General features: G+C 67.2%; 25 protein-coding genes. 15 read left to right on the forward strand and 10 right to left on the reverse strand.

Annotation, left to right across the window (positions count from 1 at the left end; translation table 11 throughout):
* Positions 1–79: 79 nt before the first annotated feature.
* The 4 genes from yajC to BLQ28_RS19265 all read left to right on the forward strand — a co-directional run bounded on the left by yajC (position 80) and on the right by BLQ28_RS19265 (position 5935).
* Positions 80–412: a preprotein translocase subunit YajC gene (gene yajC, locus BLQ28_RS19250; protein ID WP_093242720.1), complete on the forward strand. Its 333-nt coding sequence runs from the start codon at positions 80–82 to the stop codon at positions 410–412.
* Positions 413–502: 90 nt separating this feature from the next.
* Complete coding sequence (gene secD / locus BLQ28_RS19255; protein ID WP_093242722.1) at positions 503–2386, forward strand: protein translocase subunit SecD; 1884 nt, start codon at positions 503–505, stop codon at positions 2384–2386.
* Positions 2387–2404: 18 nt separating this feature from the next.
* On the forward strand, positions 2405–3355 hold the full coding sequence (gene secF / locus BLQ28_RS19260) for a protein translocase subunit SecF (RefSeq protein ID WP_093242724.1): 951 nt from the start codon (positions 2405–2407) through the stop codon (positions 3353–3355).
* A gap of 159 nt (positions 3356–3514) precedes the next feature.
* Positions 3515–5935 carry a DUF1631 family protein gene (locus BLQ28_RS19265; protein ID WP_093242726.1) on the forward strand — a complete coding sequence of 807 codons (2421 nt, stop codon included), beginning with the start codon at positions 3515–3517 and terminating at the stop codon, positions 5933–5935.
* A gap of 110 nt (positions 5936–6045) precedes the next feature.
* Here the strand turns inward: BLQ28_RS19265 and BLQ28_RS19270 are convergent, their stop codons facing one another.
* The 3 genes from BLQ28_RS19270 to BLQ28_RS19280 are packed head-to-tail and all read right to left on the reverse strand — an operon-like array spanning position 6046 to position 9016.
* Positions 6046–6564, reverse strand: coding sequence for a Smg family protein (locus BLQ28_RS19270; RefSeq protein ID WP_093242728.1), 519 nt, complete (start codon positions 6562–6564; stop codon positions 6046–6048).
* Between the two features lie 46 nt (positions 6565–6610).
* Positions 6611–7768, reverse strand: a complete 1158-nt coding sequence (dprA, locus tag BLQ28_RS19275; protein ID WP_093242730.1) for a DNA-processing protein DprA — start codon at positions 7766–7768, stop codon at positions 6611–6613.
* A 30-nt stretch (positions 7769–7798) separates the two neighbouring features.
* Entirely contained in the window at positions 7799–9016 is a 1218-nt protein-coding gene (locus BLQ28_RS19280; protein ID WP_093242731.1) for a LysM peptidoglycan-binding domain-containing protein, read from the reverse strand.
* A gap of 159 nt (positions 9017–9175) precedes the next feature.
* On the opposite strand from BLQ28_RS19280, the gene def reads away from it, so the two are divergent.
* From def to BLQ28_RS19305, 5 genes are read left to right on the forward strand one after another with little or no spacing between them, the layout of a single operon-like run.
* Positions 9176–9694: a peptide deformylase gene (gene def, locus BLQ28_RS19285; protein ID WP_093242733.1), complete on the forward strand. Its 519-nt coding sequence runs from the start codon at positions 9176–9178 to the stop codon at positions 9692–9694.
* A gap of 5 nt (positions 9695–9699) precedes the next feature.
* Positions 9700–10206, forward strand: coding sequence for a hypothetical protein (locus BLQ28_RS19290; RefSeq protein WP_093242735.1), 507 nt, complete (start codon positions 9700–9702; stop codon positions 10204–10206).
* Positions 10203–11159 carry a methionyl-tRNA formyltransferase gene (gene fmt / locus BLQ28_RS19295; protein ID WP_093242737.1) on the forward strand — a complete coding sequence of 319 codons (957 nt, stop codon included), beginning with the start codon at positions 10203–10205 and terminating at the stop codon, positions 11157–11159. Before BLQ28_RS19290 ends, fmt begins: the two co-directional genes overlap by 4 nt.
* Positions 11159–11899, forward strand: a complete 741-nt coding sequence (locus BLQ28_RS19300; protein WP_093242739.1) for an AzlC family ABC transporter permease — start codon at positions 11159–11161, stop codon at positions 11897–11899. The genes fmt and BLQ28_RS19300 overlap by 1 nt, the downstream gene beginning before the upstream one ends.
* Entirely contained in the window at positions 11896–12234 is a 339-nt protein-coding gene (locus BLQ28_RS19305) for an AzlD domain-containing protein (protein WP_093242741.1), read from the forward strand. Before BLQ28_RS19300 ends, BLQ28_RS19305 begins: the two co-directional genes overlap by 4 nt.
* Before the next feature lie 12 nt (positions 12235–12246).
* Here BLQ28_RS19305 and BLQ28_RS19310 read toward each other — a convergent pair whose 3' ends face one another.
* Genes BLQ28_RS19310 through BLQ28_RS19335 form a run of 6 tightly spaced genes read right to left on the reverse strand, consistent with a single transcriptional unit; the run spans position 12247 to position 17770 of the window.
* Entirely contained in the window at positions 12247–13221 is a 975-nt protein-coding gene (locus BLQ28_RS19310; protein ID WP_093243441.1) for a Bug family tripartite tricarboxylate transporter substrate binding protein, read from the reverse strand.
* A gap of 43 nt (positions 13222–13264) precedes the next feature.
* Positions 13265–14242 carry an MBL fold metallo-hydrolase gene (locus tag BLQ28_RS19315; protein ID WP_093242743.1) on the reverse strand — a complete coding sequence of 326 codons (978 nt, stop codon included), beginning with the start codon at positions 14240–14242 and terminating at the stop codon, positions 13265–13267.
* Positions 14239–14445 (reverse strand): DUF2783 domain-containing protein, encoded by a 207-nt coding sequence (locus BLQ28_RS19320; RefSeq protein ID WP_093242745.1) that lies wholly within the window; start codon positions 14443–14445, stop codon positions 14239–14241. The genes BLQ28_RS19315 and BLQ28_RS19320 overlap by 4 nt, the downstream gene beginning before the upstream one ends.
* Positions 14442–16094 (reverse strand): FAD-dependent monooxygenase, encoded by a 1653-nt coding sequence (locus tag BLQ28_RS19325; protein WP_093242747.1) that lies wholly within the window; start codon positions 16092–16094, stop codon positions 14442–14444. Before BLQ28_RS19325 ends, BLQ28_RS19320 begins: the two co-directional genes overlap by 4 nt.
* Before the next feature lie 7 nt (positions 16095–16101).
* A complete protein-coding gene (locus BLQ28_RS19330) occupies positions 16102–17223 on the reverse strand; it encodes an alpha/beta hydrolase family protein (protein ID WP_093242749.1) in 1122 nt (373 codons plus the stop codon).
* Positions 17216–17770 carry a VOC family protein gene (locus BLQ28_RS19335; RefSeq protein ID WP_093242751.1) on the reverse strand — a complete coding sequence of 185 codons (555 nt, stop codon included), beginning with the start codon at positions 17768–17770 and terminating at the stop codon, positions 17216–17218. Before BLQ28_RS19335 ends, BLQ28_RS19330 begins: the two co-directional genes overlap by 8 nt.
* Positions 17771–17855: 85 nt before the next feature.
* Here BLQ28_RS19335 and BLQ28_RS19340 point away from each other — a divergent pair, with 85 nt between their 5' ends.
* The 3 genes from BLQ28_RS19340 (at position 17856) to pyk (ending at position 21597) form a co-directional block, all read left to right on the forward strand.
* The gene (locus BLQ28_RS19340) at positions 17856–18761 is read left to right on the forward strand and encodes a LysR family transcriptional regulator (RefSeq protein WP_093242753.1); all 906 of its coding nucleotides are present in this window, start codon (positions 17856–17858) and stop codon (positions 18759–18761) included.
* A 91-nt stretch (positions 18762–18852) separates the two neighbouring features.
* The gene (locus tag BLQ28_RS19345; protein ID WP_093242756.1) at positions 18853–20046 is read left to right on the forward strand and encodes a phosphoglycerate kinase; all 1194 of its coding nucleotides are present in this window, start codon (positions 18853–18855) and stop codon (positions 20044–20046) included.
* Positions 20047–20148: 102 nt separating this feature from the next.
* The gene (gene pyk / locus BLQ28_RS19350; protein ID WP_093242758.1) at positions 20149–21597 is read left to right on the forward strand and encodes a pyruvate kinase; all 1449 of its coding nucleotides are present in this window, start codon (positions 20149–20151) and stop codon (positions 21595–21597) included.
* A 58-nt stretch (positions 21598–21655) separates the two neighbouring features.
* Here the strand turns inward: pyk and BLQ28_RS19355 are convergent, their stop codons facing one another.
* Positions 21656–22672: a 1-aminocyclopropane-1-carboxylate deaminase gene (locus tag BLQ28_RS19355; RefSeq protein WP_093242760.1), complete on the reverse strand. Its 1017-nt coding sequence runs from the start codon at positions 22670–22672 to the stop codon at positions 21656–21658.
* Between the two features lie 135 nt (positions 22673–22807).
* Between BLQ28_RS19355 and BLQ28_RS19360 the strand changes: the two genes are divergently transcribed.
* From BLQ28_RS19360 to fba, 3 genes are all read left to right on the forward strand, one after another.
* A complete protein-coding gene (locus tag BLQ28_RS19360; RefSeq protein ID WP_093242762.1) occupies positions 22808–23293 on the forward strand; it encodes an Lrp/AsnC family transcriptional regulator in 486 nt (161 codons plus the stop codon).
* A 35-nt stretch (positions 23294–23328) separates the two neighbouring features.
* A complete protein-coding gene (locus tag BLQ28_RS19365; protein WP_093242764.1) occupies positions 23329–24258 on the forward strand; it encodes an alpha/beta hydrolase in 930 nt (309 codons plus the stop codon).
* Positions 24259–24324: 66 nt separating this feature from the next.
* A complete protein-coding gene (gene fba, locus BLQ28_RS19370; protein ID WP_093242768.1) occupies positions 24325–25389 on the forward strand; it encodes a class II fructose-bisphosphate aldolase in 1065 nt (354 codons plus the stop codon).
* The last annotated feature ends 96 nt before the right edge of the window (positions 25390–25485 follow it).

A 25485-nucleotide genomic window follows, 5' to 3' on the forward strand; every position in this document is an offset into this window, starting at 1 on the left:
CTTGTGGCCGCGAAGAGATGGAACGACGGGCCCCGGTCCGCGCTCCTCTCGATTTCTCTTCCCTCTGCTGGAGACTCTCTTGTTCATTTCCTCTGCTTTCGCCCAGACCGCGCCCGCAGCCGCCGGCGGCGGTGACATGTTGTCCTCGCTCGGCAGCATGCTGCCCCTGGTGCTGATGTTCGTGGTGCTGTACTTCGTCATGATCCGACCGCAAATGAAGCGCCAGAAGGAAGCGCGCGCCATGATCGAGGCGCTGGCCAAGGGTGACGAAGTCGCCACCGCCGGCGGCGTGCTCGGCAAGATCACCTCGCTGGGCGACCAGTACCTGGGCCTCGAAATCGCCAACGGCGTCGAGATCAAGGTGCAGCGCAGTGCTGTGGTTCAGGTGCTGCCCAAGGGCGCCGTCAAATAAAAGCGTGAGCTGATCCTTGCGCTTTGCGGCGTGAGGCCTCAAGTCACGCCGTGACTCCATCTCTGAAAAGTTTGTGAAAAGCGCGCGCTCATGAACCGTTACCCGGTCTGGAAGTACACGATCATCGTGATCGTGTTGCTCGTGGGGCTCATCTATGCCCTGCCCAATTTCTTCGGCGAGTCGCCTGCTGTGCAGGTGTCGGCGGCCAAGTCCACCGTCAAGATCGATGCGTCGACCCAGGCCAGGGTGGAGGAAGTGCTCAAGACGGCCAGCCTGACGCCCGACCTGCTGACGCTGGAGCCGACCGCGGTGCGTGTGCGTTTCGCCACCACCGACGACCAGATCAAGGCACGCGACGCGCTGCAGCAGGCCCTGGTGCCGAATGCGGACGAGGCCTCCTACGTGGTGGCGCTGAACCTGGTGTCGCGCTCTCCCTCGTGGCTGACCGCGCTGCACGCCTTCCCGATGTACCTGGGCCTCGACTTGCGCGGCGGCGTCGACTTCCTGCTGCAGGTCGACATGCGCGGCGTGCTCGACAAGAAGGCCGAGTCCTTCGCCGGCGACATCCGCACCGGCCTTCGCGACAAGAAGGTGCGCGGCAGCGCCGTGAACCGCAACGGCCAGACCGTCGAGGTCACGCTGCGCGACGCCGCCAGCCTGGAAACGGCCCGCCGCCTGATCCAGGACCAGATGCCCGATCTCACCACCGTCGAGAGCCAGCAGGGCACCGACTGGCGCATCGTGGCGAGCATCAAGCCCGAAGCCGCACGCCGCTTCCAGGACGCGGCGCTCAAGCAGAACGTCACCACGCTGCACAACCGGATCAACGAACTCGGCGTCGCCGAACCGGTGATCCAGCAGCAGGGCATCGACCGCATCGTCGTGCAGTTGCCTGGCATGCAGGACCCGGCCCAGGCCAAGACCATCATCGGCCGCACCGCCACACTCGAAATGCGCCTGGTGGACGAAAGCGCCGAAGGCCGCGCGGCCGAAATGGGCGGTGGCCCGGTGCCTTTCGGCTCCGAGAAATTCCTAGACCGTTCGGGCCGCCCCGTGATCGTGAAGAAGCAGGTGCTCGTCACCGGCGAGAACCTCACCGACGCGCAACCCGGCTTCGATCAGCAGAGCAACCAGCCCAAGGTCGATCTGACCATGGACTCGAAGGGCGGCAACATCATGCGTGATGTGAGCCGCGAGAACTACAAGAAGCGCATGGCCATGCTGATCTTCGAGAAGGGCAAGGGCGAAGTGCTCACGGCCCCGTCGATCAACGGCGAACTGGGCAACCGCTTCCAGGTCTCGGGCTCGATGACCGTGAGCGAAGCCAACGACCTCGCGCTGCTGCTGCGCGCCGGCTCGCTGGCCGCACCGATGGAGATCATCCAGGAACGCACCATCGGCCCGACGCAGGGTGCGGAGAACATCAAGAAGGGCTTCGACAGCGTGATGTACGGCTTTGCCGCAATCATGGTGTTCATGTGCCTCTACTACGCGCTGTTCGGCATGTTTTCGTCGATCGCGCTGGCGGTCAACCTGATGCTGCTGGTGGCCATCCTCTCGATGCTGCAGGCCACGCTCACGCTGCCCGGCATCGCGGCCATGGCGCTGGCCATCGGCGTGGCCATCGACTCCAACGTGCTGATCAACGAGCGCGTGCGCGAAGAGCTGCGCAACGGCGCGTCGCCGCAGGCGGCGATCCATGCGGGCTACGAGCGCGCCTGGGGCACCATCCTCGACTCCAACGTGACCACGCTCATCGCGGGCATCGCGCTGCTGGCCTTCGGCTCGGGCCCGGTGCGGGGCTTTGCGGTGGTGCACTGCATCGGCATCGTCACCTCGATGTTCTCTGCTGTGTTCTTCTCGCGCGGTCTCGTGAACTTCTGGTACGGCCAGAAGAAGAAGCTCAAGAGCGTGTCGATCGGCACGGTCTGGCGGCCGAATTCCGACGGCACGGCTGTGGCCGAAACCAAGTAAAGGCCAAGGACAAGCGCCATGGAATTCTTCCGAATCCACAAGACCATTCCGTTCATGCGCCACGCGGTGGTGCTGAACATCGTTTCCGTCGTCACCTTCGCGCTGGCCGTGTTCTTCCTGTTCCACCGCGGGCTGCACCTGTCGGTGGAGTTCACCGGCGGCACGGTGATGGAAGTGGCCTACAAGCAATCGGCCGACGTCGGCAAGGTGCGCGAGGTCGTCGCCAAGCTGGGCTACCAGGAGGTGCAGGTCCAGAGTTTCGGCACCTCGGTGCAGATTCGCCTGCCGGTGCAAAAGGGCATGAACTCGACCCAGCAGAGCGCCCAGGTGATGGACGCGCTGAAGGCGGTCGAGCCCGAGGTCGAATTGCGCAGCAACGAATTCGTCGGGCCGCAGGTGGGCGACGAGCTGACCAGCAACGGCCTGAAGGCGCTGGGGATGGTGGTGGTCGGCATCATGATCTACCTGGCGTTTCGCTTCGAATGGAAGTTTGCGCTGGCTACCGTTCTGGCCAACCTGCATGACGTGGTGATCATCCTGGGCTTCTTCGCCTTCTTCCAGTGGGAGTTCTCGCTGGCGGTGCTGGCGGCGGTGCTCGCGGTGCTGGGCTACTCGGTGAACGAATCGGTCGTGATCTTCGACCGGGTCCGCGAGAACTTCCGCCGCTACCGCAAGCTGTCCACGAGCGAGGTCATCGACAACGCGATCACCTCGACCATCAGCCGCACGATCATCACCCACGGCTCCACGCAGCTCGTGGTGCTGTCGATGTTCTTCTTCGGTGGCCCGACTTTGCATTACTTTGCATTGGCGCTGACCATCGGCATCTGCTTTGGTATCTACTCCTCGTGCTTCGTGGCTGCCGCGATCGCGATGTGGCTGGGCGTGAAGCGCGAAGACCTGATCAAGGGTCCGACCAAGCGCGACGGCGAATCCGAAGACGACCCGAACGCCGGCGCGGTGGTCTGACGGATACTTCAGGGTCAAACAAAGCGGCGGCGGCGCAGGGGCCGCGCCGCGGTTCGCATGCAACGCCGGGCGTTGTCGATACTTGTGCGGTTGCGCATCCCGATGCAAGCTCGCGGTTGTTGCTGACGAATCGTTTACCTTGGTTTTCCCGATCTTTCAATGAGCATTGCGCGGTCCGCTTCTTCCCTGCAGCTCGCACGCGAGACGCGTGAGCGCTTCGTATCGGCCACGGAAGGCGTGATCGTGCCGCTGGCGCGAGCGATCCGGGATCGGCTGACATCGCTGTCCTCGGAAGCCGGCAATGCCCGCGCCATGCAGGAGCACCGCGACGATTTCGTCGCGTTCCAGGGGCAGGGCTCGCAATGGATCTCGCTGGCCCAGACCGGCTGGCGCAAGGCGCTGCTCTCGTCGACTGGCGGTGCGCCATCGACCACTTCGTCGGCGGCGCTGCGGCTCGAACTGATCGGCGACGAGGTGGTGGAAAGCAACATCCTTTCCTCGCGCCTGGCGCAACTGATCCACGACAAGGCCAGCTTCGAGCTGAGCGACCTGCGCCTGCGCATCCAGCATCTCGAAGGCACCAGCGAACTCGATTCCAAGGACGTGCTCAAGCCCGAGACGCTCGCCAAGCTGCTGGTGGAGCAATGGCTGGCGGCCGGACTGAGCCGGGGGCTCTGGACCCGCGTGCAGGACGCGGTGCAACTGGCGCTGGTCGACGGGGTCGTCAAGGCTTATGAAAGCGCCAACGCCTTTCTTATCGCCAACGGCGTGATGCCGGAGATCGACCTCAAGAGTTTCGTGCGCCGCACGGGCAGTGCGGGCGGTGGTGGTGGCGGCGCGAGCGGCGCCTCGTCCATGGGCGCCGCGACCTCGTCGAACGCACCGATGGGGCCCGGCACCATGTCGGGCGGGCCGCACAGCGCGCAACGCCCCGGCTTCGGATTCGACGGGCAGCCGGCCTCGGTGCCGTCGACCGTGGCGCCTTCGTCGACCACCGGTGGCTCGCCATTGATGATCGCGCGGCAGCGTGCGCAGACCGCGCTGCTGAGCCTCAAGCGCTTCGTGACCGCGCGCATCGGCGGCGACCTCGGCGCCTCGGCGCCGCAATCGGTGCCGGGCACTGCGGCCGGCGGCCCTGGCGGCCACGCGGGTGGCAGTGCGGCCGGTGGTGCGCCCCGGGTTTTCTCGCGGACCTTCGCCGGTGCCATCGCCGATGCCGAAGTGGCCTACCGCATGGCCGCCACGCAATTCATGGACGGCTCGGGCGAGCAGGCCACCCTGCTCCAGCAGACCTCGGTCGACCTGCGCCGGCGCAGCGCCGAACTGAAGAAGCGCGCGCCCACCACCGCCGACAAGGCCACGGTCGAGATCGTGGCGCTGATGTTCCAGGCCATCCTCGCGGAAGAACGCATTCCGTTCTCGGCGCGCGTGTGGTTCGCGCGGCTGCAGATGCCGGTGCTGCGCGTGGCCATCGCCGAGCCCGAGTTCTTCGGCACGCTGCAGCATCCTGCGCGCATGCTGATCGACCGCATGGGCTCCTGCGTGATGGGCTTCGACGCGGCGGCCATTACCGGCAGCGCGCTCGAAGGCGAGATCCGCCGCGTCGTGCAGGTGATCGAGCAATACCCCGAGACCGGCCAGCGCGTGTTCAAGCTGGTGTTCGACGAGTTCGTGGCCTTCCTTAGCCGCTACCTCACGCAGAGCGACAGCACGCAGCGCGTGATGAGCGTCGCGCAGCAGGTCGAGCAGAAGGAAACGATGGCGATCCAGTACACCATCGAGTTGCGCAAGATGCTCAACGACATGCCGGTGCGCGACGAGATCCGCGAGTTCCTGTTCAAGGTCTGGGCGGAGGTGCTGGCCATTGCCGCGCTGCGTTATGGCGCGCAGGGCGAGCAGACGGTGATGCTCAAGCGCGTGGCCTCCGAGCTGGTCTGGGCCGCGAGCGCCAAGCCCAACCGCACCGACCGCGCGCGCGTCATCCAGGATCTGCCGCAACTGCTGCAGCGCCTGCGCCAGGGCATGGCCCTGCTGGGCATCGTCGACGAGCCGCAAGAGGCACACATCAAGATCATCGGTGCCACGCTGTCCGATGCTTTCCTGTCGAAGACCGAAGCCATTCCCCAGGCCAAGATCGAGGCCATGGCCGAGCGGCTTGCGCACCTGGAAGACTTCGTGAGCGACGACGGCGGCGCGTCCGACCTGCCGCTCGACGCCCACAGCATCGAGCTGCTGCTCGGCGTGGATGCGGCATCGATCGAAGTGATCCCCGACGCCGCCGGCAGCAAGGTGTCGGACGAGATGCTCGGCTGGGCGCACGAGCTGCAGGTGGGCAACTGGTTCATGCTCGACCACAACGACCGCGTGAGCCAGGTCCAGTTCGTGTGGCGCAGCGACCGCAAGCGGCTGCACCTGTTCGCGTCGTCGGACGGGCGCAGCTTCCTGATCCAGGCGGGACGGTTGGCGACCTACCTGCAGGCAGGCCTGCTGGTGCCGGCCGAAGAAGAAACGCTCACGGTGCGCGCCACGCGCGAGGCGCTGGCCAAGCTGGATGCCAACCCCGAGCGGCTGCTGAACTAGGCGGGTGTTTTCTTGGAGCACCGCGGGACCGGCTTTGCCGGGTTGCAGGTGTTGCCCCTGGAAGGGCTGGCGCAGCGGCACGAAGTGCGCGCAGCCTGGGTAGAGCGCAGCTAGTGCGCCGTGCGGCCTTCGCGGCTCTCGCAGAGCTCGTCGAGCACCAGCGCATCGGGCTCGATGCCGGTGCTCCAGTGCACCATCAACACGATGATCTTGAGTTCATCAAGCGCGACCGGATCGCCCGGCGCCGCCATCGCACGCTCGATGACGATCTCGCGCAGGCCGCAGGGCAGCACGTTCGCCGATTCGAGAAAGCGGATGAAGCCCAGGCACTCCGCACCGAGGTGCTCTTGCTCGGCCTGTGAATAGACGCGCATGGCGCCATCCGATTGAGGCAGGGCCGCTTCGGGCGCGCCGCGCAGGATGACCGTGGCGGCGGCTTCGTCGTCGGTGCGACGCTCGATCTGCATGCCCTGCGTTGCAAGGCTCAGTCCGTCGAGCCAGTGCAGGGCATCGCGGATCTCTTCTGCCTCGAAGCCGTGCGCACTGAGCTTGCGGCCCAGCTGTTCGGGTTCGGGGCAAGCATCGCCGCGCCAATAGTTTTCGTAGACAAAAACGAGCACTTCGAACATGGGCCCAATATAGCCGACGTTCATGCAGGGCGGGTGTGAACTGCGCCTAGGTGGAAGCCATTCGTTGAAAGAGCCCGCCGGCCAGGCGCGAGACGTGGCCGTCCAGCTCCAGTTCAAGCATCTTTGCTTGCAACGCGGCCGCGCTCCAGCCGGTGCGCGCGCTCAGTGCGTCGAGGCTCACGGGATCGAAGCCGAGGGCCTCCAGCAGCGGGTCTTCGGAAGCGTCGCCCTCGGCCGCGCCTTCGTCCTGGTGTGCGGGCGAGGCTGTGCCGGCGGTGCGCAGCGGCGGAAGCTCTTCGAGGATGTCGTTCACCGATTCCACGAGCTTGGCGCCCTGGCGAATCAGCGCATGACACCCGCGCGATTGCGGCGAATGGATCGAGCCCGGAATGGCGAACACTTCCTTGCCCTGCTCCGACGCCAGCCGCGCCGTGATGAGCGAGCCCGACTGCAGCGCCGCCTCGACCACCAGCGTGCCGCGCGCCAGCCCGGCGATGAGCCGGTTGCGCCGCGGAAAATTCTGCGTGAGCGGCGGCGTGCCGAGCGGCAGCTCGCTCACGATCAGGCCCTGCAGGGTGATGCGATGCGCCAGATCGCGGTGCCGCGCGGGGTAGACGCGATCGAGGCCCGTGCCCACCACCGCCACCGTGGCCAGCCGTGGCGCGTTACCCGCCGCTTCGAGCGCGCCCTGGTGTGCGGCGCCATCGACACCGAGCGCCAGCCCCGACACCACCGGCAACCCCGCTTCGCCGAGCGCCCGCGCGAAGCTGCGCGCGTTGGTGGCGCCCTGCGGCGTGGGGTTGCGGCTGCCCACCACCGCGATGCTGTGGCCGAGCTGCGTCAGGTCGAAGTCGGCGGCGCCGAGCACATAGAGCATGGGCGGAGGGTCCGCCATTTCGAGCAGCGACGTGGGGTAGCCGGCGTCGCCGAGCGTCACGATGCGGCGCGAGACACCGTTGCCGTTGCTGCTGTCGCCGGCATGCAGCCACTGCCAGGCCTGGTCGACCTGCGCCTGCAGGCCGGCGGGCACCTGCAGCAGGGCCGCGGCCTGGGCCATGCCGACGACTTCGCGCAGCGCAGCCTCCGACTGCGCGAAAACGCCTTCAGGCAGCCCGAAGGCCGCGAGCAGGCGCCGCGTGGTGCCGTCGCCGATGCCCGGCGTCAATGAAAGCCGCAGCCAGCCTGCGAGTTCTGCGCGTTCCAAACGAGAGTGCGTGAAAGCTGGAACCGCAGGTCAGGGGTTGACGAGGAAGTCGCCAGCGCGCGGAGTGTCGTTGATTTCGAGCACCAGCGCGTAGGAAACCTTCTCGAAGGTGCGGAACACCATCAGCAGGCCGATGCGTTCGTTCGGCAGCTTGATGGTTTCCTTGCGGGCGCCGGTGCGGTCGAGGATGGTCTCGCCGTTCTTCAGGATGGCCAGCACATGGCCGCTGTCGATGCCGTCGCGGGTGCCCTTGTTGATGGCCACCACCTGGTTCTGCGCGGCGAACTGCACGGCGTTGCCATAGACCGAGATGATCCGGCCATCGACCTGCGTGGAGGGCGCGCGCGGCGCGTAGCTCAGCAGCTGGCGCGGGGGCTCGGGCAGCAGGCGGTCGCCGGCGCGCATTTCCTCGCGCGAGGCAATGATGTCGATGCTCGCGGGCACCACCGTGATGAGGTCCTTGTTGTCCACCGTCTCGATGGTGGTCGACTCGCCGCGCTGCAGCTGGGCCTTGCCCAGGTACTGCGCCTCGTAGCCGAGGATCTCGCCCGTGCCCGGGTCTTTCAGCGGCGTCGCATTGCGGAAGACGCGGAAGTGCTGCACCGGCCCCGGCACCTCGACCAGCGGGGCGTCGGCGTTGCCGCGGGCATAGGCACGGTCGCCGCGCGACAGCAGCACGCGGCTGTCGTTGCCGGCCACGATGCGTGGCGCGCTCTCGAGCGTGTTGGCGTCCACCACGATCGGTTCGCTCAGGAAGGGCTCGATCAGGCTCGGGTTGAGCGTGGGCAGCGCCATGCCCGAGAGCGAGTCGAAGCGCGTGCGCGGCGACAGCTTGATGGTGCCCCCGTCGCCGCTGAACCCGCCGCGGCGGGTGGTCAGGCGCGCGCGGCCGCCGCTCTTGTCCAGGTACAGCACCTGGCCGGGATAGATGCGGTGCGGGTTCGCGATCTCGTTGATGTTCATGCCCCACAGTTCCGGCCAGCGCCAGGGGTGCAGCAGGTACAGGCGCGAAATGGCCCAGAGCGTGTCGCCGGGCTTGATCGTGTATTCGTCGGGCGCCCTGGGCGCCAGCTCGCTCAGCGGAACGCCGGCCTGGGCGGTTTGCTGGGCCGTGGCGCGCTGCTGGGGCGTGACAGGGTAGTTTTGAGCCCAGGCCGTCGTGGCGCCGCAACCGCCGATCACCGCGAGGGCCGTCAAGGTTGCTAGGAAAGAGGGGCGCTGGCGTTCAGTGGATCTGAGCTTTTTCATGTCTGGATGGGTGAGCGTGCGACGTATCGCTGCGCATACGAATCTCACAATTTGCTACGAATTCTGCGCTGAAGCCCCTGGGAGGGCAACGTTTTCGGCCCCGCGCGGCCCGTCGCGTCGCGGAATTGGCGAAAATAGCCACAACTTCCCCCCGATTTCATGGCCAAACGAATCATTCTGAGTTACCCGGACAAACGCCTGCACACCGTGGCCAAACCGGTGCAAGGCGTCGACGCGCGCATCAAGACCCTGGTTGCCGACATGCTGGAAACCATGTACGACGCCAACGGCATTGGTCTGGCCGCGACCCAGGTCGACGTGCACGAGCGGCTGGTCGTCATCGATGTGTCCGAAGAACGCAACGAACCCATCGTGCTGATCAACCCCGAGATCACCTGGGCCAGCGACGAAAAAGTGCTGAACGAAGAAGGCTGCCTGTCGGTGCCCGGCATCTACGACGGCGTCATGCGCTCGACGGCGGTCAAGGTCCAGGCGCTCGACGAAAACGGCGAGATGCGCACCATCGAGGCCGACGGCCTGCTGGCCGTGTGTATCCAGCACGAACTCGACCACCTGCTCGGCAAGGTGTTCGTCGAATACCTCTCGCCCCTGAAGCGCAACCGGATCAAGAGCAAGCTCCTGAAGCAGCAGCGCGAAGAACTGCGGGAGCGGGCTTGACCGCCATGACGCGCCGCGCCGGTTCCCTGGCAGCGCTGGCGGCAATCGCGCTGTCGGCGCTGGTGCTCGCCGGCTGCGCCAACGACCCCACCCGCATCCAGCCCGGCACCACCGCCGCCGAAACCCTGCAGCGCCTGGGCGCGCCCACCGGCCGCTACCCGCTCAACGGTGGCGGCGAGCGGCTCCAGTACTCGCGCATGCCGGCGGGCTTCGAGGTCATCGATATTGATGTGGACGCGGCGGGCAAGGTCGTCTCGGCCACCCAGGTGCTGAGCGAAGCGCGCTTCGACCAGGACATCAAGGTCAACCAGTGGCGCCAGAACGACGTGATGGCCTTTTATGGCCGGCCGTATGAAATCTCCCGCGTCAGCTCCTTCGACGGCGTCGTCTGGACCTGGCGCTACAAGGCCGTGAACGAACGCCGCATGCTCTATATCTACATCGACCCGACCGGCGTGGTCCGGCGCTATCACACGGGGGACGATCTCGAATTCGATCGGCTGCGGGATTGAGCCGGCTCAAGGTCGTTTTTGCGGGCACGCCCGAGTTCGCGCGCGTCGCGCTGGAAGCCATCGCGGCCGCCGGCCATGACATCGTCCTGGTGATGAGCCAGCCCGACCGGCCTGCCGGTCGCGGCATGAAGCTGCAGGCCTCGCCCGTCAAGCAATGTGCCGTTGCCAACAACTGGCCCGTGGCCCAGCCGCGCAGCCTGCGGCTCGACGGCAAGTATCCCGACGAGGCCACGGCCGCCCGCGACACCCTGCTGGCCGTGCAGCCCGACGTGATGGTGGTCGCCGCCTACGGGCTGATCCTGCCGCAGTGGGTGCTCGACCTGCCGAAGCACGGCTGCCTGAACATTCACGCCAGCCTGCTGCCGCGCTGGCGCGGCGCAGCGCCCATCCACCGCGCCATCGAGGCCGGCGATGCGCAGACCGGCATCACCATCATGCAGATGGACGCGGGCCTGGACACCGGCGACATGCTGCTGCGCGAAGCCATCGAGATCGGCGACGACAACACCGCCCGCCTGCACGACCGCCTGGCCGAGCTGGGCGGCCGCATGATCGTCGAGGCATTGGCGAACATCGGCGCCCTCACCCGCACGCCGCAGCCGGCCGAAGGCGTCACCTACGCCAGCAAGGTCGAGAAGCACGAGGCCCTGATCGACTGGACCCAGCCCGCCGACGCCATCGTGCGGCGCGTGCGGGCGTTCGATCCCTTTCCGGGCGCCAACAGCCCGCTCGACGGCGAGACCATCAAGCTCTGGACCGCCCATGCCGCACCTGCCGCCGACACGTCGGCCGCGCCGGGCACGATCCTGACCGTTGCCGACACCGGCGTCGCCGTGGCGGCGGCAGGCTCGACCGTCATGCTCACCGAGCTCCAGCGTCCGGGCGGCAAGCGCCTGGCGGTGGCCGATTTCCTGCGCGGCTTCGACCTGAAGGCCGGGCAGGTGTTCGGCTGATGTTTCTTTCCGCAGACATCCGCCGCCGCCCCGAATTCCGCGTGGGCGTGCGCGACATGTCCTCGGTGGCCATGGGCATCGGCGCCTGGGGCCTGATGACTGGCGTGGCCATGGTCAAGTCGGACATGAGCCTGATCGAGGCGGTCGCGATGACCCTGCTGGTCTACGCGGGCAGCTCGCAGCTCGCGGCCATTCCGCTGCTGTTCGCGGGCGCGCCGGCCTGGGTGATCCTGGCGACGGGCTTCTGCGTCAACCTGCGCTTCGTGGTGTTCAGCCTGCACCTGCGGCCCTACCTCATGCACATGCCGCGCTGGCGCCGCATGGTGCACGGCTACCTCACGGCGGACATGAGCTACGCGCTCTTCACCAAGCAGTACCCGAAGCCCCCGGTCACCACCGCCGAACAGGAGGCGCAAGAGGCCTACCTCACCGGCAACTACTTCGTGACCTGGAGCGCCTGGATGGGCATGAGCCTGCTGGGCATCGCGCTGGCCAACTTCATTCCGCAGACCTGGGGCCTGGGCTTCGCGGGCGTGCTGAGCCTGGTGGCCATCGTCTGCTCGATGGCGACCACGCGGCTGCGCGTGCTGGCCGGGCTGATCGCCGGCGCCACGGCCGTCGCGGCCTATTCGCTGCCGCTCAAGCTCAACATCGTCGTGGCCATCGGCGTGGCCGTGCTGCTGTGCTTCTGGCTCGAAAAGCAGTTCGGGCTCGACCCCACGGCGGAGGACGACAAGTGAGCGGCACCACCGACCTGTGGACCCTGGGCGTGATCGTCGGGCTGGCGCTCGTCACCGTGCTCACGCGCTGCTTCTTCTTCATCCTCGACCGGCCCTGGGGCCTGCCCGACTGGGCCCACCGTGCGCTGCATTACGCGCCAGCCGCCGCGCTCGCCGGCGTGATCGCGCCCGAGATCGTGATGACGCAGGGCCACCTCATCACCACGCTGCACGACGCCCGCCTCTATGCGGCGGTCGTCGGCGCGGCGTACTTCTACTGGCGACGTGGCGTGTTGGGCACGATGCTCGCGGGCATGGCGGTGTACCTGCCGCTGCACCTGTGGCTGGGCTGGTAGCCGGTCAGCGGTTCATTCGAGCTTCACGCCGGCCGTCTTGATGATCTTGCCCCAGCGCTCGCTCTCGGCGCGCGAGAGCTTGTAGAAATCCTGCGGCGTGCCCGGCAGCGCCTCGAAGCCGAAGTCCGCGAACAGCTTCACCACCTTCGGTGCTTTCATGGCCTTGTGCAGCTCGGCGTTCAGCCGCGCCACTGCTTCGGGCGGCATGCCGGCCGGGCCGATCAGGCCGTGGAAGGCGTAGGCATTGACGTCAGGAAAGCCCGCCTCGACGAAAGTCGGCACATCGGGCAACGCGTTCGCACGCTGCGGCAGCGCGATGGCCAGCACCCGCACCTTGCCCGAGCGGATGATCGGCAGGCCCGAAGCCAGGTCGAGCATCATCACCGGCACCTGGCCGCCCATCACGTCGGACATCGCGGGCGCGGCGCCCTTGTACGGCACGTGCACGATGCTCAGGCCGGCCTTCTGCTTGAAGAGCTCCATCGCCATGTGATGCGGCGAGCCGTTGCCTGGCGACGCATAGCTGACCTTCTCGGGGTTGGCCTTCACGTAGCGCACGAACTCCGCTACGGTCTTCGCGGGAAAGTCGGGGTGCACCACCAGTGCCACCGGAAAGCGGCCGATGGTGCCGATGTAGGTGAAGTCGGTCGCCGGCTTGTAGGGCAGCTTGGTGAACATGTGCTCGTTGAAGAGCAGCGCCGCGTTCTCGGCCTGCATGATCGTGTAGCCATCGGGCTTGGCCTGCATCATCACGGACACGCCGATGTTGGTCGACGCACCGGGCCGGTTGTCGATGATGAGCGGCTGCCCCAATGAAGGCTGCATCGCCTCGGCCAGCGAGCGCGCGAGGTTGTCGGTGCCGCCGCCTGCCGAGTACGGAACGATCCACTTGACCGGCTGGCTCGGGTAGGCCGCCGGTTGCGCGGACGCGAAGGGGCTGGTGGCCAACGCGAAGGCCGCGGCCAGCAGGGGAAGGAAGCGTTTCATCATCGTCTTTTGTCTCCGTTGCCTGTTTTGAAATCGGTTCAGCTCATTCGCCGCGCAGCGTTTGCCACAGCTCGCGGTCGCGCTCCGCCGTCCAAATGACGGGGTGCTCGATGCCGCGCAGCTCGTCATAGGCGCGCGACACGTCGAAGGGCAGCACGTGCTGGAACACGGGCCAGTGGCCGAAGCGCGGCGTCATCGCCGCTTCGGCGCGCGCGAAGCAGCCGCGCAGCGTTTCGCCTGCGGCGATGCCGGCGCGCACGCTGTCGAGCAGCGTCGAGAGAAAGGCCTTCGTCAGGCCGATGGCCTCGGCGCATGCGGCTTCGTCTTGCAGCACCGCGCCGCGTCCGGGCACCAGCACGCGCGGCTTCAGCGCGTGCACCGCGTCGAGCGTGCCGGCCCAGTCGCCGATGTAGGCGTCGCCTGCGTACACGCCGCAGTGGTTCTCGACCACGTCGCCCGAGAACAGCACGCCGCAATCGGGCAGCCATGCCACGGTGTCGCCGCTCGAATGGCCCCGGCCCAGCGCCATCAGGCGCAGCTCGCGGCCCGTGCCGGGGCGCGGGCCGAGCCACAGGCTCATCTGGCGATCGAAGCTCATCGTCGGAAAGGTCAAGCCCGGAATCTCTTCCACGCCCGCGAACAGGCGCGGAAAGCGGCCGACCTCCGAATCGAAATCGGCCTGCCCGCGCGTGCGGACCCAGTCGAGCGTGCCATTGCTCGCGATGATCTGTTCCACCTCATCGAAGGCGCTCGCGCCCATCACGCGCACCGCGTGGTAGTGGGTGAGCACGATGGTCTTGATCGGCTTGTCGGTCACCGTGCGGATGGCCGCGAGAAAGTCGCGCGCCATGCGCGGCGTGGGGCGTGTGTCGATCAGCACCACGTGCTCGTCGCCGACGACGAAGCCGCAGTTGGGATCGAAGTCGCTGATGTAGCCGTAGGCACCGGGTGCGAGTTCGCGCAGTTGGGGCTTCTGCTCGCGGGTGTCCGAGGCAGAAGCGAAAGAGACGTTGGCGGTCATGGAGCGTGGGTGGTCGTGGGGTTGTCTTCGGCGGCCGCGCGGACGCAGGCCAGCAGCACGGCCTGGTCGCCGCACTGGTTGGCCAGCAGCAGCACGAGGCGGGCATTGAGGTCGGCGCTTTGAGGCTCGCTCAGGCCTTCGTGCGCGGCCAGCAGCGCGGCGTAGAAGCCGTCGGGGTCGGGAATATGGGGCGCTGTGTTCATGGGGCGGTGTCGTGGGCGAGTGCGGTGCGCAATGCGGCGGCGATGGCTTCGGGCGTGGCTTGCGTCAGCACGGCAGCGCGGTAGGCATCGGGCCGCACAAGCACGAAGCTGCCCGCGTCGCCGATGCCGAGATGGCGTGCGAGTTGTTCGTCGGGCTTCAGCGTGGGCAAGCCGCTGTCGCCACCCACGGCCAGCAGGCGCAGCGGCAGCGAGGCCGTGGTGTCGATGGCGGCGCGGGCCTGATCGCGTGTCGGCGCGAACCACAGGCCGATGCATTGCGTGCCTTCGGCCAGCAGCTGCATCAGCGTCGTCTCGCGTCCGTCGCCGGCCCAGCGCAACGGCAGGTTCTGCACCGTGCGGCCGCCTTCGGGCAACTGCGGTGCGGCCGGGTAATCGTTGGCCACCGACATGCGCCCGGTGTTCACCAGCGCCCGCGCGAACGGATGGCGCGCGGCGAGCGCCACCACCGCCCGGCGCAACGTGTGCTCGGCCGGCGAGCGCGGTGCCAGAAAGCGCGCCGAGCGGCTCGTCACCTGCAGGTTTTGCGCGGCGGCGGGCTGGCGCTCGGCGTCGTAGCTGTCGAGCAGCGCATCGCCGGCCTGCCCTTGCGCGACCAGCGCGAGCTTCCAGCCGAGATTGGCTGCATCCTGGATGCCGCTGTTGCCGCCGCGCGCGCCGAAGGGGCTCACCACATGCGCGGCATCGCCGATGAAGAACACGCGGCCATGCCGGAAGCTGTCGAGCAGGTGGTCGCGGTAGCCGTAGGGGCCGATCCACACGAACTCGAACTCCACGCCGGGGCCGAGCTGCTCGCGCAGCCGCGCGCCCGCCACTTCGGGCTTGCTGATGTGGGCTGTGTCGCAGTCTTCGGGCATCTGGTAGTCGATGCGCCACACGCCATCGGCCATCAGGTGCTGCCAGACGCCGCGGCCTTCGTTGAAGGGTGCATCGACCCAGGTCCAGCGCTCGGTGGGCAGCGGCTTCTTGAAGCGCACGTCGCTGATGCACCAGCGGTCGGTGCTGCGCGAGGCGTGCGCCTCGATGCCGAGCTGCGTGCGGATCGGGCTGTTGGCGCCCGTGGCGTCGATCAGGTGGTCGGCCTCGATGGTGTAGCTGCCGGCCGGTGTCTCGATGTCGAGGCGCACGCCGTCGGCCAGTTGCTCGACGCGGGTCACGCGGCTCTTCCAGCGCACGTCGGTCATGCCGAGTTGGAGGATGCGCTCGACCAGGAACCACTCGACATAGAACTGCTGCAGGTTGATGAACGGCGGCTGCTTCGAGACGCTGTTCGCCTGCAGGTTGAAGTTGTAGACCTCCTGCTCGCCCGAGAAGGTGCGCCCGAACGACCAGGTGATGCCCTTGGCCGCAATGCGTTCGTAGATGCCCAGGCGCTCGAAGATCTCCAGGCTCTTTTGCGCGTAGCAGATGCCGCGCGACGAAGCGCCGCGCACGCCGACGGTGTCGTCTTCGTCGAGCAGCACCGCATGCACGCCGCGCTGCGCGAGGTCGCAAGCCAGCGTGAGGCCGGACGGACCCGCGCCGACGATCACGATCGGGTGGCGCACCACGGTCGTGCTGTTCAGCTCGGGCGGTGGCGTGAAGGGCCAGACCGGCAGCTCGTAGGCCGGTGCGAATGCAAAGTTTTCCATGTCTCTTCTACAGCGCGTGCGCGAACTCGGCGATGGCGTCGGCCGCCTGTGGAATCAGGTGCGGCTGGCCCGCCAGGTAGTGGTTGCCGCCCACGATGTCGACATTGCGGATGCGCGATCCGCCCGCGGCCATCCATGCGTCGCGCGTGCTCGGAAAAGTCGATTGGTCGCCCGTGTAGGTCAGCAGCAGCTTCGGCACCGTGGTGCGCGCGAGATTGGTGGGCCCGTCGGCCTGCGAGCGCGACGACCACTGCGACAGGAAGGCGGTCAGCGAGGTGGTGCGGCCCATCGCGTTGGCCGAGTAGTTCACCTGCCGCGCATCGCCCCACACGCTGCCGGGCAGGCGCTCGTTGGCATCGAGCGAGAGGTCCACGCAGCGCGGGTCGGCGTGCGTGCGGTAGACGACGAAGGCCTGGTCGCGCGGCGCGCCCGGCGTGCTGCGCAGCAGCGCGAGGCGGTCGATGGCCCACTGCTCGATGCGGTCCAACCGGGCCTTCTGCGCCGCGCTGAAGCGCGCGAGAAATGCAGAGTCGTAAGGCATGCGGTGGCGCGGGTCGTACATGTCGAGTTCGGGGTCCACCGAGAGCGGGTCGTGCTCGTCGGTGACCGAGGGGTCGATCCAGTCGCGCATCAGCCGCGTGCGGCCCAGGTGCGCGGCGCACAGCGCGATGCCGTCCACGGGCGGCAGGTCGTCGGGGTGCAGGTGCGTGGGGTCGCCGTCGGGCAGGTGCGTGGCGGTGAGCTTCTCGGCCTGCGCCTGGTAGAAGGCCGAAAGCGCCGCGCCGCCCGAATTGCCGACCAGGAACACCTTCTCGTAGCCGGCCGCGCGCAGGTACTGCACGCCCGCCCCCAGGTCTTGAATGGCGCGCTCCATCAGCAGCACCGTGTCGTTGCCCACGAAGCGCGAGTTCAGGCCCATGCAGCAGATGCCGCGCTCGGCCAGTGGGCCGATCAGGTAGTGGCCCATGAAGTTGCTGGTCGGGTGCATCACGATGGCCGCTATTTTTTTCGGCCCCGTTGGTGCCCGGTAGGCGCCGTAGATGCGCGGGCGCAGCAGTTGCAGGCCCGACTGGCTTTCCATCGATGCGCCGGGCTTGACGTCGATGACGGCGAGTTGCATCTCAGGCATTCGACGCACCCCTTGCCGCGCGCAGCTCGGCCTTGCGCGCGGTCCAGGCGTCGAGGTCGGCATGGGCGCGCAGCGCATGCGCGTCCATCTCGGCCTGCGGCACGGTCGGCGTGGTCAGTTCCACGCGGATGCCGTTGGGGTCGAAGAAGTAGATCGATTCGATGATGTGGTGGTCGGTCACGCCCAGCACCTCGATGCCGGCGCCTTCGAGCCGCGCCTTGGCGGCCAGCAGGTCGGTCACCGAATCGACGCGCAGCGCGATGTGGTTCACCCACGCGGGCGTGTTGGGCGAAGGCAGCGCGGCGATGTCGTCGCCCAGGTCGAAGAAGGCAATGTACGAGCCGTCGCGCATCTGGAAAAAGATGTGCACGTAGGGGCAGTACTCGCCCGTGCTCGGCACGTGGTCGCTCTTGATGACGTGGGCCAGCGGCAGGCCCAGCAGGTCTTCGTAGAAATGGCGAGTCTCTTCGCTGTCGCGGCAGCGCCAGGCGAAGTGATGCAACCCGCGAACGGGTGGTGGGGGTGCCGTGGGGGCAGTCGTCGGCATGGCTTGTCTCCGGTAAGCCGTGATTGGGCGACGCCGCGTCTTATGATGCAATCGAAATTAATTCATCGATTGATGAAATAACCATATGAATTTGACCCTGCGCCAATTGCGAGCCTTTGCCGCCGTGGCCGAAGCTGGCAGCTTCACCGCCGCGGCGCAGCAGTTGCACCTCACGCAATCGGCGCTGAGCGTGCTGGTGCGCGAACTCGAGCGCGAGATGGGCGTGCAGCTGCTCGATCGCCATACCCGCAGCGTGCAGCTGTCGGAGGCGGGGCGCGAGTTCTTGCCTTCGGTGCACCGGCTGCTGGGCGATCTCACGAGCGCGGTAGCGGGCGTGACCGATCTGCGTGACAAGAAGAAAGGCTTGCTACGGCTTGCGGCGCCGCAGCTCATGGCCTGCACGCTGATGCCGCGCGTGATCGCGGTCTACCGCGAGGCCTATCCCGATGTCGACGTGCGGCTGGCCGACACCCTGCCCGAGCACCTGCTCACCGGCGTGATGGCCGGCGACGTGGAACTGGCCGTGGGGCAGGACGTGGCGGTCGACAGCGCCATCGAGCGCCGCACGCTCTTTCGCGACCGCCACTGGCTGATCTGCCCGCCCGGGCACGCCTTCGCGAAGCGCCGCAAGGTGCGCTGGCACGAGCTCGAGCCGTACACCTTCATCGCGCCCACGCGCGACTTCCGCCAGCGCGTGCTGCCCGAGCTGGCCCCGGCCGAGCGCGCGTACATGCTGCGCCCCGGCACCCAGGAGGTGTCGTACATGACGACCGCGCTGGGCATGGTGGCGTCGGGGCTCGGGTTGACGGTGTGCCCGACCTACTCGGCGCCGCTGGTGCGCGCCCACGGGCTGCAGATGGTGCGGCTGGAGTCGCCGGACTTCCATCGCGAGGTGTGTGTCTACAGCGCCGCGCGGCGCGTGCTGTCGCCTGCCGCGGCGAGTTTTGTGGAGATCCTCGAACGCTTCGCCAGGGCCCAGCAAAAGGGCTGAAAAGCATCAGTCGGACGCAAGGGAAGCACAGGGGTGCGGCAGGGCGAAACCTACAATGCAGGCCGACCCGTCTTCCATCACCTCCAGATCCATGAACGTCATTCGATTCACCGACCTCTGCGCGCAGGGCAAGGCCGCCGGCCAGCGCGTTTTCATCCGCGCCGATCTCAACGTGCCGCAGGACGACGCCGGCAACATCACCGAAGACACGCGCGTGCGCGCCTCGGTGCCCTGCATCCAGCTGGCGCTCGATGCCGTCGCGGCCGTGATGGTCACCTCGCACCTGGGCCGTCCGACCGAAGGCGAATTCAAGCCCGAAGACTCGCTCGCCCCCGTGGCCAAGCGCCTGGGCGAACTGCTGGGCCGCGAAGTGCCGCTGGTCGCCAACTGGGTCGACGGCGTCGACGTGAAGCCCGGCCAGGTCGTGCTGCTCGAGAACTGCCGCGTCAACAAGGGCGAGAAGAAGAACGATGAAGCGCTGGCCCGCAAACTGGCCGCGCTCACCGACATCTACGTGAACGACGCCTTCGGCACCGCGCACCGCGCCGAAGCCACCACCTACGGCATCGCGCAGTTCGCCAAGGTGGCCGCGGCCGGCCCGCTGCTGGCCGCCGAAATGGACGCCATCACCAAGGCGCTGGCCCAGCCCAAGCGGCCGCTGGTGGCCATCGTGGCGGGCTCGAAGGTCAGCACCAAGCTGACCATCCTCAAGAGCCTGTCGGCGAATGTCGACCAGCTCATCGTGGGTGGCGGCATCGCCAACACCTTCATGCTGGCGGCTGGGCTGAAGATCGGCAAGTCGCTGGCCGAGCCCGACCTGGTCGACCAGGCCAAGGCGGTGATCGAGGCCATGCGCGCGCGCGGCGCCGACGTGCCGATCCCGGTGGACGTGGTCACGGCCAAGACCTTCGCGGCCGACGCGACCGCCACCGTCAAGGCCGCCGATGACGTGGCCGACGACGACCTGATCCTGGACATCGGCCCCAAGACCGCCGCGATCCTGGCCGCGCAGCTGCGCGAAGCAGGCACCATCGTCTGGAACGGCCCGGTGGGCGTGTTCGAGTTCGACGCCTTCGCGGGCGGCACCAAGGCCATCGCGCAGGCGATCGCCGAAAGCAGCGCTTTCTCGATCGCCGGTGGCGGCGACACGCTCGCGGCCATCGCCAAGTACGGCATCGAAAAGCAGGTCGGCTACATCTCGACCGGTGGTGGTGCGTTTCTCGAAGTGCTGGAGGGCAAGACCCTGCCGGCCTTCGAGATTTTGTCCAAGCGCGCGGCCGGCTGACGCGGGCGAAGGCTGGCCGTGGCGGCGGGAAAACCCGTGGGGTGACTTCCGCCAGACACACAAAGTGTATACAGTAGCGAATACAAAACGGAGACTACCTTCATGAGCACGGACCGCATCCCCCGCCACGCCACCAAGATCGTTGCCACGCTTGGCCCGGCGTCCAGCACGCCGGAACTGCTGGAGCAGATGATCCTGGCCAAGGTCAGCGTGGTCCGCCTCAACTTCAGCCACGGCACGGCGCAAGACCACATCGACCGCGCCGCCATGGTGCGCGAAGCCGCCCGCAAGGCCGGCCGCGAAGTGGCCATCATGGCCGACCTGCAGGGCCCGAAGATCCGCGTCGGCAAGTTCGCGCAGGGCAAGGTCTGGCTGGAGCCGGGCGCCAAGTTCGTGCTCGACGCCTCGCGCACCGAGCTGGGCGACGTCGATGCCGTGGGCCTCGACTACAAGGACCTGCCGCGCGACGTGAAGCCCGGCGACAAGCTGCTGCTGAACGACGGCCTGATCGTGCTGACCGTCGATGCCGTCAAGGGCGAAGCCGTCTACACCACCGTCAAGCTGGGCGGCGAGCTGTCGAACAACAAGGGCATCAACAAGCAGGGCGGCGGCCTCACGGCGCCGGCGCTGACGGCCAAGGACATGGAAGACATCAAGACCGCGATGAGCTTCCAGGCCGACTACGTGGCCGTGAGCTTTCCCAAGAACGCCACCGACATGGAAATGGCGCGCCAGCTGTGCAACGTGGCGGCAGCCGAATACGGCCACAAGCCCGGCATGATCGCCAAGATCGAACGCGCCGAAGCCATTCCCAAGCTCGAAGAGATCCTGCGCGCCAGCGACGGCATCATGGTCGCCCGCGGCGACCTGGCCGTTGAAGTCGGCAACGCCGCCGTGCCCGCGCTGCAGAAAAAGATGATCCGCATGGCGCGCGACATGGACAAGGTGGTCATCACCGCGACCCAGATGATGGAGTCGATGATCACCAACCCCGTGCCCACCCGCGCCGAGGTGAGCGACGTGGCCAACGCCGTGCTCGACGGCACCGACGCCGTGATGCTCTCGGCCGAAACCGCCTCGGGCCGCTACCCCCTCGAAACGGTGCAGGAGATGAGCCGCATCTGCGAAGCCGCCGAGGCCGCCGAAGACAAGACGCTCGACGCCGACTTCAGCGGCAAGACCTACAGCCGCATCGACCAGTCGATCGCCATGGGTGCGTTGTTCACAGCGCACCACCTGGGCGCCAAGGCCATCGTGGCGCTTACCGAATCGGGCGCCACGATGCTGTGGATGAGCCGCCACCGCGCGCACATTCCCATGTACGCCCTGACCTCGCGCCTGGCCACGCAGCGCAAGCTGGCGCTGTACCGCAACGTGCGCCCACTGCTGATGGACTCGCAGACCGACCGCGACACCGCGCTCGAGCAGGCCGAAGCCCATCTGAAGAAGCGCGGCATCGTGCAGAGCGGCGACGTGTACGCCATCACCTGCGGCGAGCCGATGGGCGCACCGGGCGGCACCAACATGCTGAAGATCTGCAGAGCGAGCTGAGCACGCTTGCAGCAAAAAAGGCCGGCACATGCCGGCCTTTTTCGTTGCGTGGTCCTGCTCAGCCGTTCCTGAACAGGAAGCTGTAGGCGTTCAGGGCAGGCACACCGCCCAGGTGCGCATACAGCACCTTCGAGCCGGCCGGAAACTCGCCGAGCCGCACCTTCTCGATCATCCCGTGCATCGACTTGCCCTCGTACACGGGGTCGGTCAGCATGCCCTCGAAGCGCGCGCACAGGCGGATCGCCTCCAGCGTGCCGTCGTTCGGCAGCCCGTATTCCGGCCCGCCGAAGCGGCGGTCCAGCACCACGTCTTTCTCGGTGATGTCGCGGCCCAGCTCGACCAGCTCGGCCGTGTTCTTCGCGATGCGCACGATCTGCTCGAAGGTCTGCTGCGGCTTGGCCGAGGCGTCGATGCCGATCACGCGATCGGCCCGGCCATCGGCCGCGAAGCCCACCACCATGCCGGCCTGCGTGCTGCCGGTGACCGAGCAGACCACGATGTAGTCGAACTTGAAGCCCAATTCGGCCTCCTGCTGTCGCACTTCCTCGGCAAAGCCGACGAAGCCGAGGCCGCCGCGCGGATGCTCCGAGCAGCCCGCCGGAATCGGGAACGGCTTGCCGCCGGCCTTGCGCACATCGCTCATGGCTTCTTCCCAGCTCTTGCGGATGCCGATGTCGAAGCCCGCCGCATCGAGCCGCACGTCGGCGCCGAGGATGCGCGACATCTCGATGTTGCCCACCCGGTCGTACACCGCGTCGGAGTAGTTGACCCAGTTCTCCTGCACCAGCACGCACTTCAGGCCCAGGTGCGCGGCCACCGCCGCCACCTGCCGCGTCTGGTTCGACTGGATGCCGCCGATGGACACCAGCGTGTCGTAGCCGCCTTCGAGCGCCTCGGGGATCAGGTATTCGAGCTTGCGCGTCTTGTTGCCGCCGAAGGCCAGGCCGCTGTTGCAGTCCTCGCGCTTGGCATAGAGCTCGACCTTGCCGCCCAGGTGCGCGCTCAGGCGCTTGAGCGGATGGATCGGCGTCGGGCCGAAGGTCAGGGCGTGACGGGGAAACTTCTTCAGGTTCATCAGCGTGGCTCCAGGGGTTGGTGCCAGCTATCGTAGGAAGAAGGGCTCGCAACGTGCTTGCGAAGTTTTCTGGATCTGCGGATCAAAAGAAGGCAGGATGGAAATTACTTTAACTTTCAGTCCGAAGAAGAGCACATGAGCACAACAAAATTGCGTGTCGCCCCTGAGCTGGATCGCACCGACCGGGCGATCCTTCGCGCCCTGCAGCGCGATGCCTCGGTCTCGAACGTGGCGCTGGCGGCCAAGGTGAACCTCAGCGCGCCGGCCTGCCTGCGCCGCGTCGAGCGGCTCAAGGCGGCGGGGCTCATCAAGGGCGTCGTGGCGCTGCTCGACCCCGACGCGCTCGATCTCGGCATGCTCGTGATGATCGGCGTGGTGCTCGACCGCTCCACGCCCGACTCGTTCGCCGACTTCGAGAAGGCCGCGCAGAAGGTCTCGGGCTGCCTTGAATGCCATGTGGTCTCGGGCGAGTTCGACTATTTCATGCTGGTGCGCACCCGCGACAACGACAGCTTCAACCGCCTGCATGCCGAGCAGCTGCTGTACCTGCCGGGCGTGCGGCAGATCCGCACCTTCGTCGTCTTGAAGCAGGTGCTGTCGACCACGCAGCTTCCCATCTGACGAAACCGGTGCGCGCCCGCGCGCGTACTGTTGCGATGAGTCGTTCCACCTTCGCGTCATTTCGCCGGCGCCGCGGCGCCTTCTTCACCGCCTTCACCGTCACTGCCGCCGCCGTGCTCTCGGCCTGCTCGCCGATCAAGGTGCTCAATGGCCTGGTGCCTGCCGACACCTACCAGTTCCAGGGCGGCATCGCCTACGGGAAGGCCCCGCGCCAGATGCTCGACGTGTACCAGCCCTTGCCATCCACCCCGCCGGCGCGGGGCGCCCGCCCGCTGGTGGTGTTCTTCTTCGGCGGCACCTGGACGAACGGCGACCGCGCCAGCTACAAGTTCGTCGGCGAGGCGCTGGCCTCGCGCGGCGCGGTGGTGGTGATTCCCGACTACGGCCTGTCGCCCGTCTTCACCTACCCGGTCTTCGTGCGCGACAGCGCGCTGGCGGTCAAATGGGCGCTCGACAACGCCGCACAACTGGGCGCCGACCCGAAGCAGGTCTACATGATGGGCCACAGCTCGGGCGGCTACAACGCCGCGATGGTGGCGCTGGACGAACGCTGGCTGGCCGAGGTGGGTGTCAGCCCGAAGCAACTCGCGGGCTGGATCGGCCTGGCCGGCCCCTACGACTTCCTGCCCATCGGCGACCCGCAGGCGCAGGTCGCCTTCAACTGGCCGGACACGCCGCCCGACTCGCAGCCGCTGGCGCATGTCACGCCGGCGGCGCCCCGCGCGCTGCTGATGGCGGCCGCCAAGGACGAGCTGGTCTACCCCGACCGCAACACCGGCCAGATGGCCGCCGCACTGCGCGCCGCCGGCGTGCCGGTGGAGGTGCAGCTGTTCGACAACCTGAGCCATGTCACGCTGATTGGCGCCTTCGCCAGGCCGATCCAGTGGCTGGGCGGTCCAGTGCTGCCGCCGGTCATGGGCTTCCTCGGGTTGGCGTCAGTGCCGTCCCACAAGGGGGCTCGGTAGAATTGGGGCAGTTTTCTCTCGTCTTTCCGCCTTCTTCTTTCTCTAATTCCCGCGAGGTATTTCCCCATGGCACTCGTCTCGATGCGCGAACTGCTCGACCATGCCGCAGCCAATGGCTACGGCATTCCGGCCTTCAACGTCAACAACCTCGAACAGGTGCAAGCCGTGATGGAGGCCGCCAAGGAAACCGGCGCGCCCGTCATCCTGCAAGCCAGCGCAGGCGCCCGCAAGTACGCCGGCGAAGCCTTCATCAAGCACCTGATCCAGGCCGCCATCGAGCAGTACCCGAACATCCCGCTGGTCATGCACCAGGACCACGGCCAGAACCCCGACGTCTGCAAGGGCGCCATCGACCTGGGCTTCAGCTCGGTCATGATGGACGGCTCGCTCGAAGCCGACGGCAAGACCATCGCCAGCTACGACTACAACGTGGACGTCACCAAGAAGGTGTCGGACATGGCCCACCGCCTGGGCGTGACGGTCGAAGGCGAGCTCGGCTGCCTCGGTTCGCTCGAAACCATGAAGGGCGACAAGGAAGACGGCCACGGCACTGACGACACCATGACGCGCGAGCAGCTGCTGACCGACCCCGAGCAGGCCGCCGACTTCGTCAAGCGCACCCAGATCGACGCGCTGGCCATCGCCATCGGCACCAGCCACGGCGCCTATAAGTTCACGCGCGAGCCCACCGGCGACATCCTGGCAATCGACCGCATCAAGGAAATCCACCGCCGCATTCCCAACACCCACCTGGTGATGCACGGCTCGTCGAGCGTGCCGCAGGAGCTGCTGGCCATCATTCGCCAGTACGGCGGCAACATGAAGGAAACCTATGGCGTGCCCGTCAAGGAAATCCAGGAAGCCATCAAGCACGGCGTGCGCAAGATCAACATCGACACCGACATCCGCCTGGCCATGACCGGCGCGGTGCGCAAGTTCCTCTTCGAGAACCCCGAGAAGTTCGACGCCCGCGAATGGCTCAAGCCCGCGCGCGAAGCCGCCAAGCAGATCTGCAAGCAGCGCTACATCGAGTTCGGCTGCGAAGGCCAGGGCGCCAAGATCAAGGGCGACACGCTGCAGGTGGTTGCCGCCAAGTACGCCAAGGGCGAGCTGGCTCAGGAAGTCGTCTAAAACTTCCCCGCGATTCGAAGGCCACCGTTCGCGGTGGCTTTTTTCTGCGCGCACAATCCGTTTTCCACGTCACCCGTTTTCCCGTTCCCCAGAGCA

The organism is Variovorax sp. EL159 (assembly GCF_900100965.1).
Lineage (GTDB): Bacteria > Pseudomonadota > Gammaproteobacteria > Burkholderiales > Burkholderiaceae_C > Variovorax.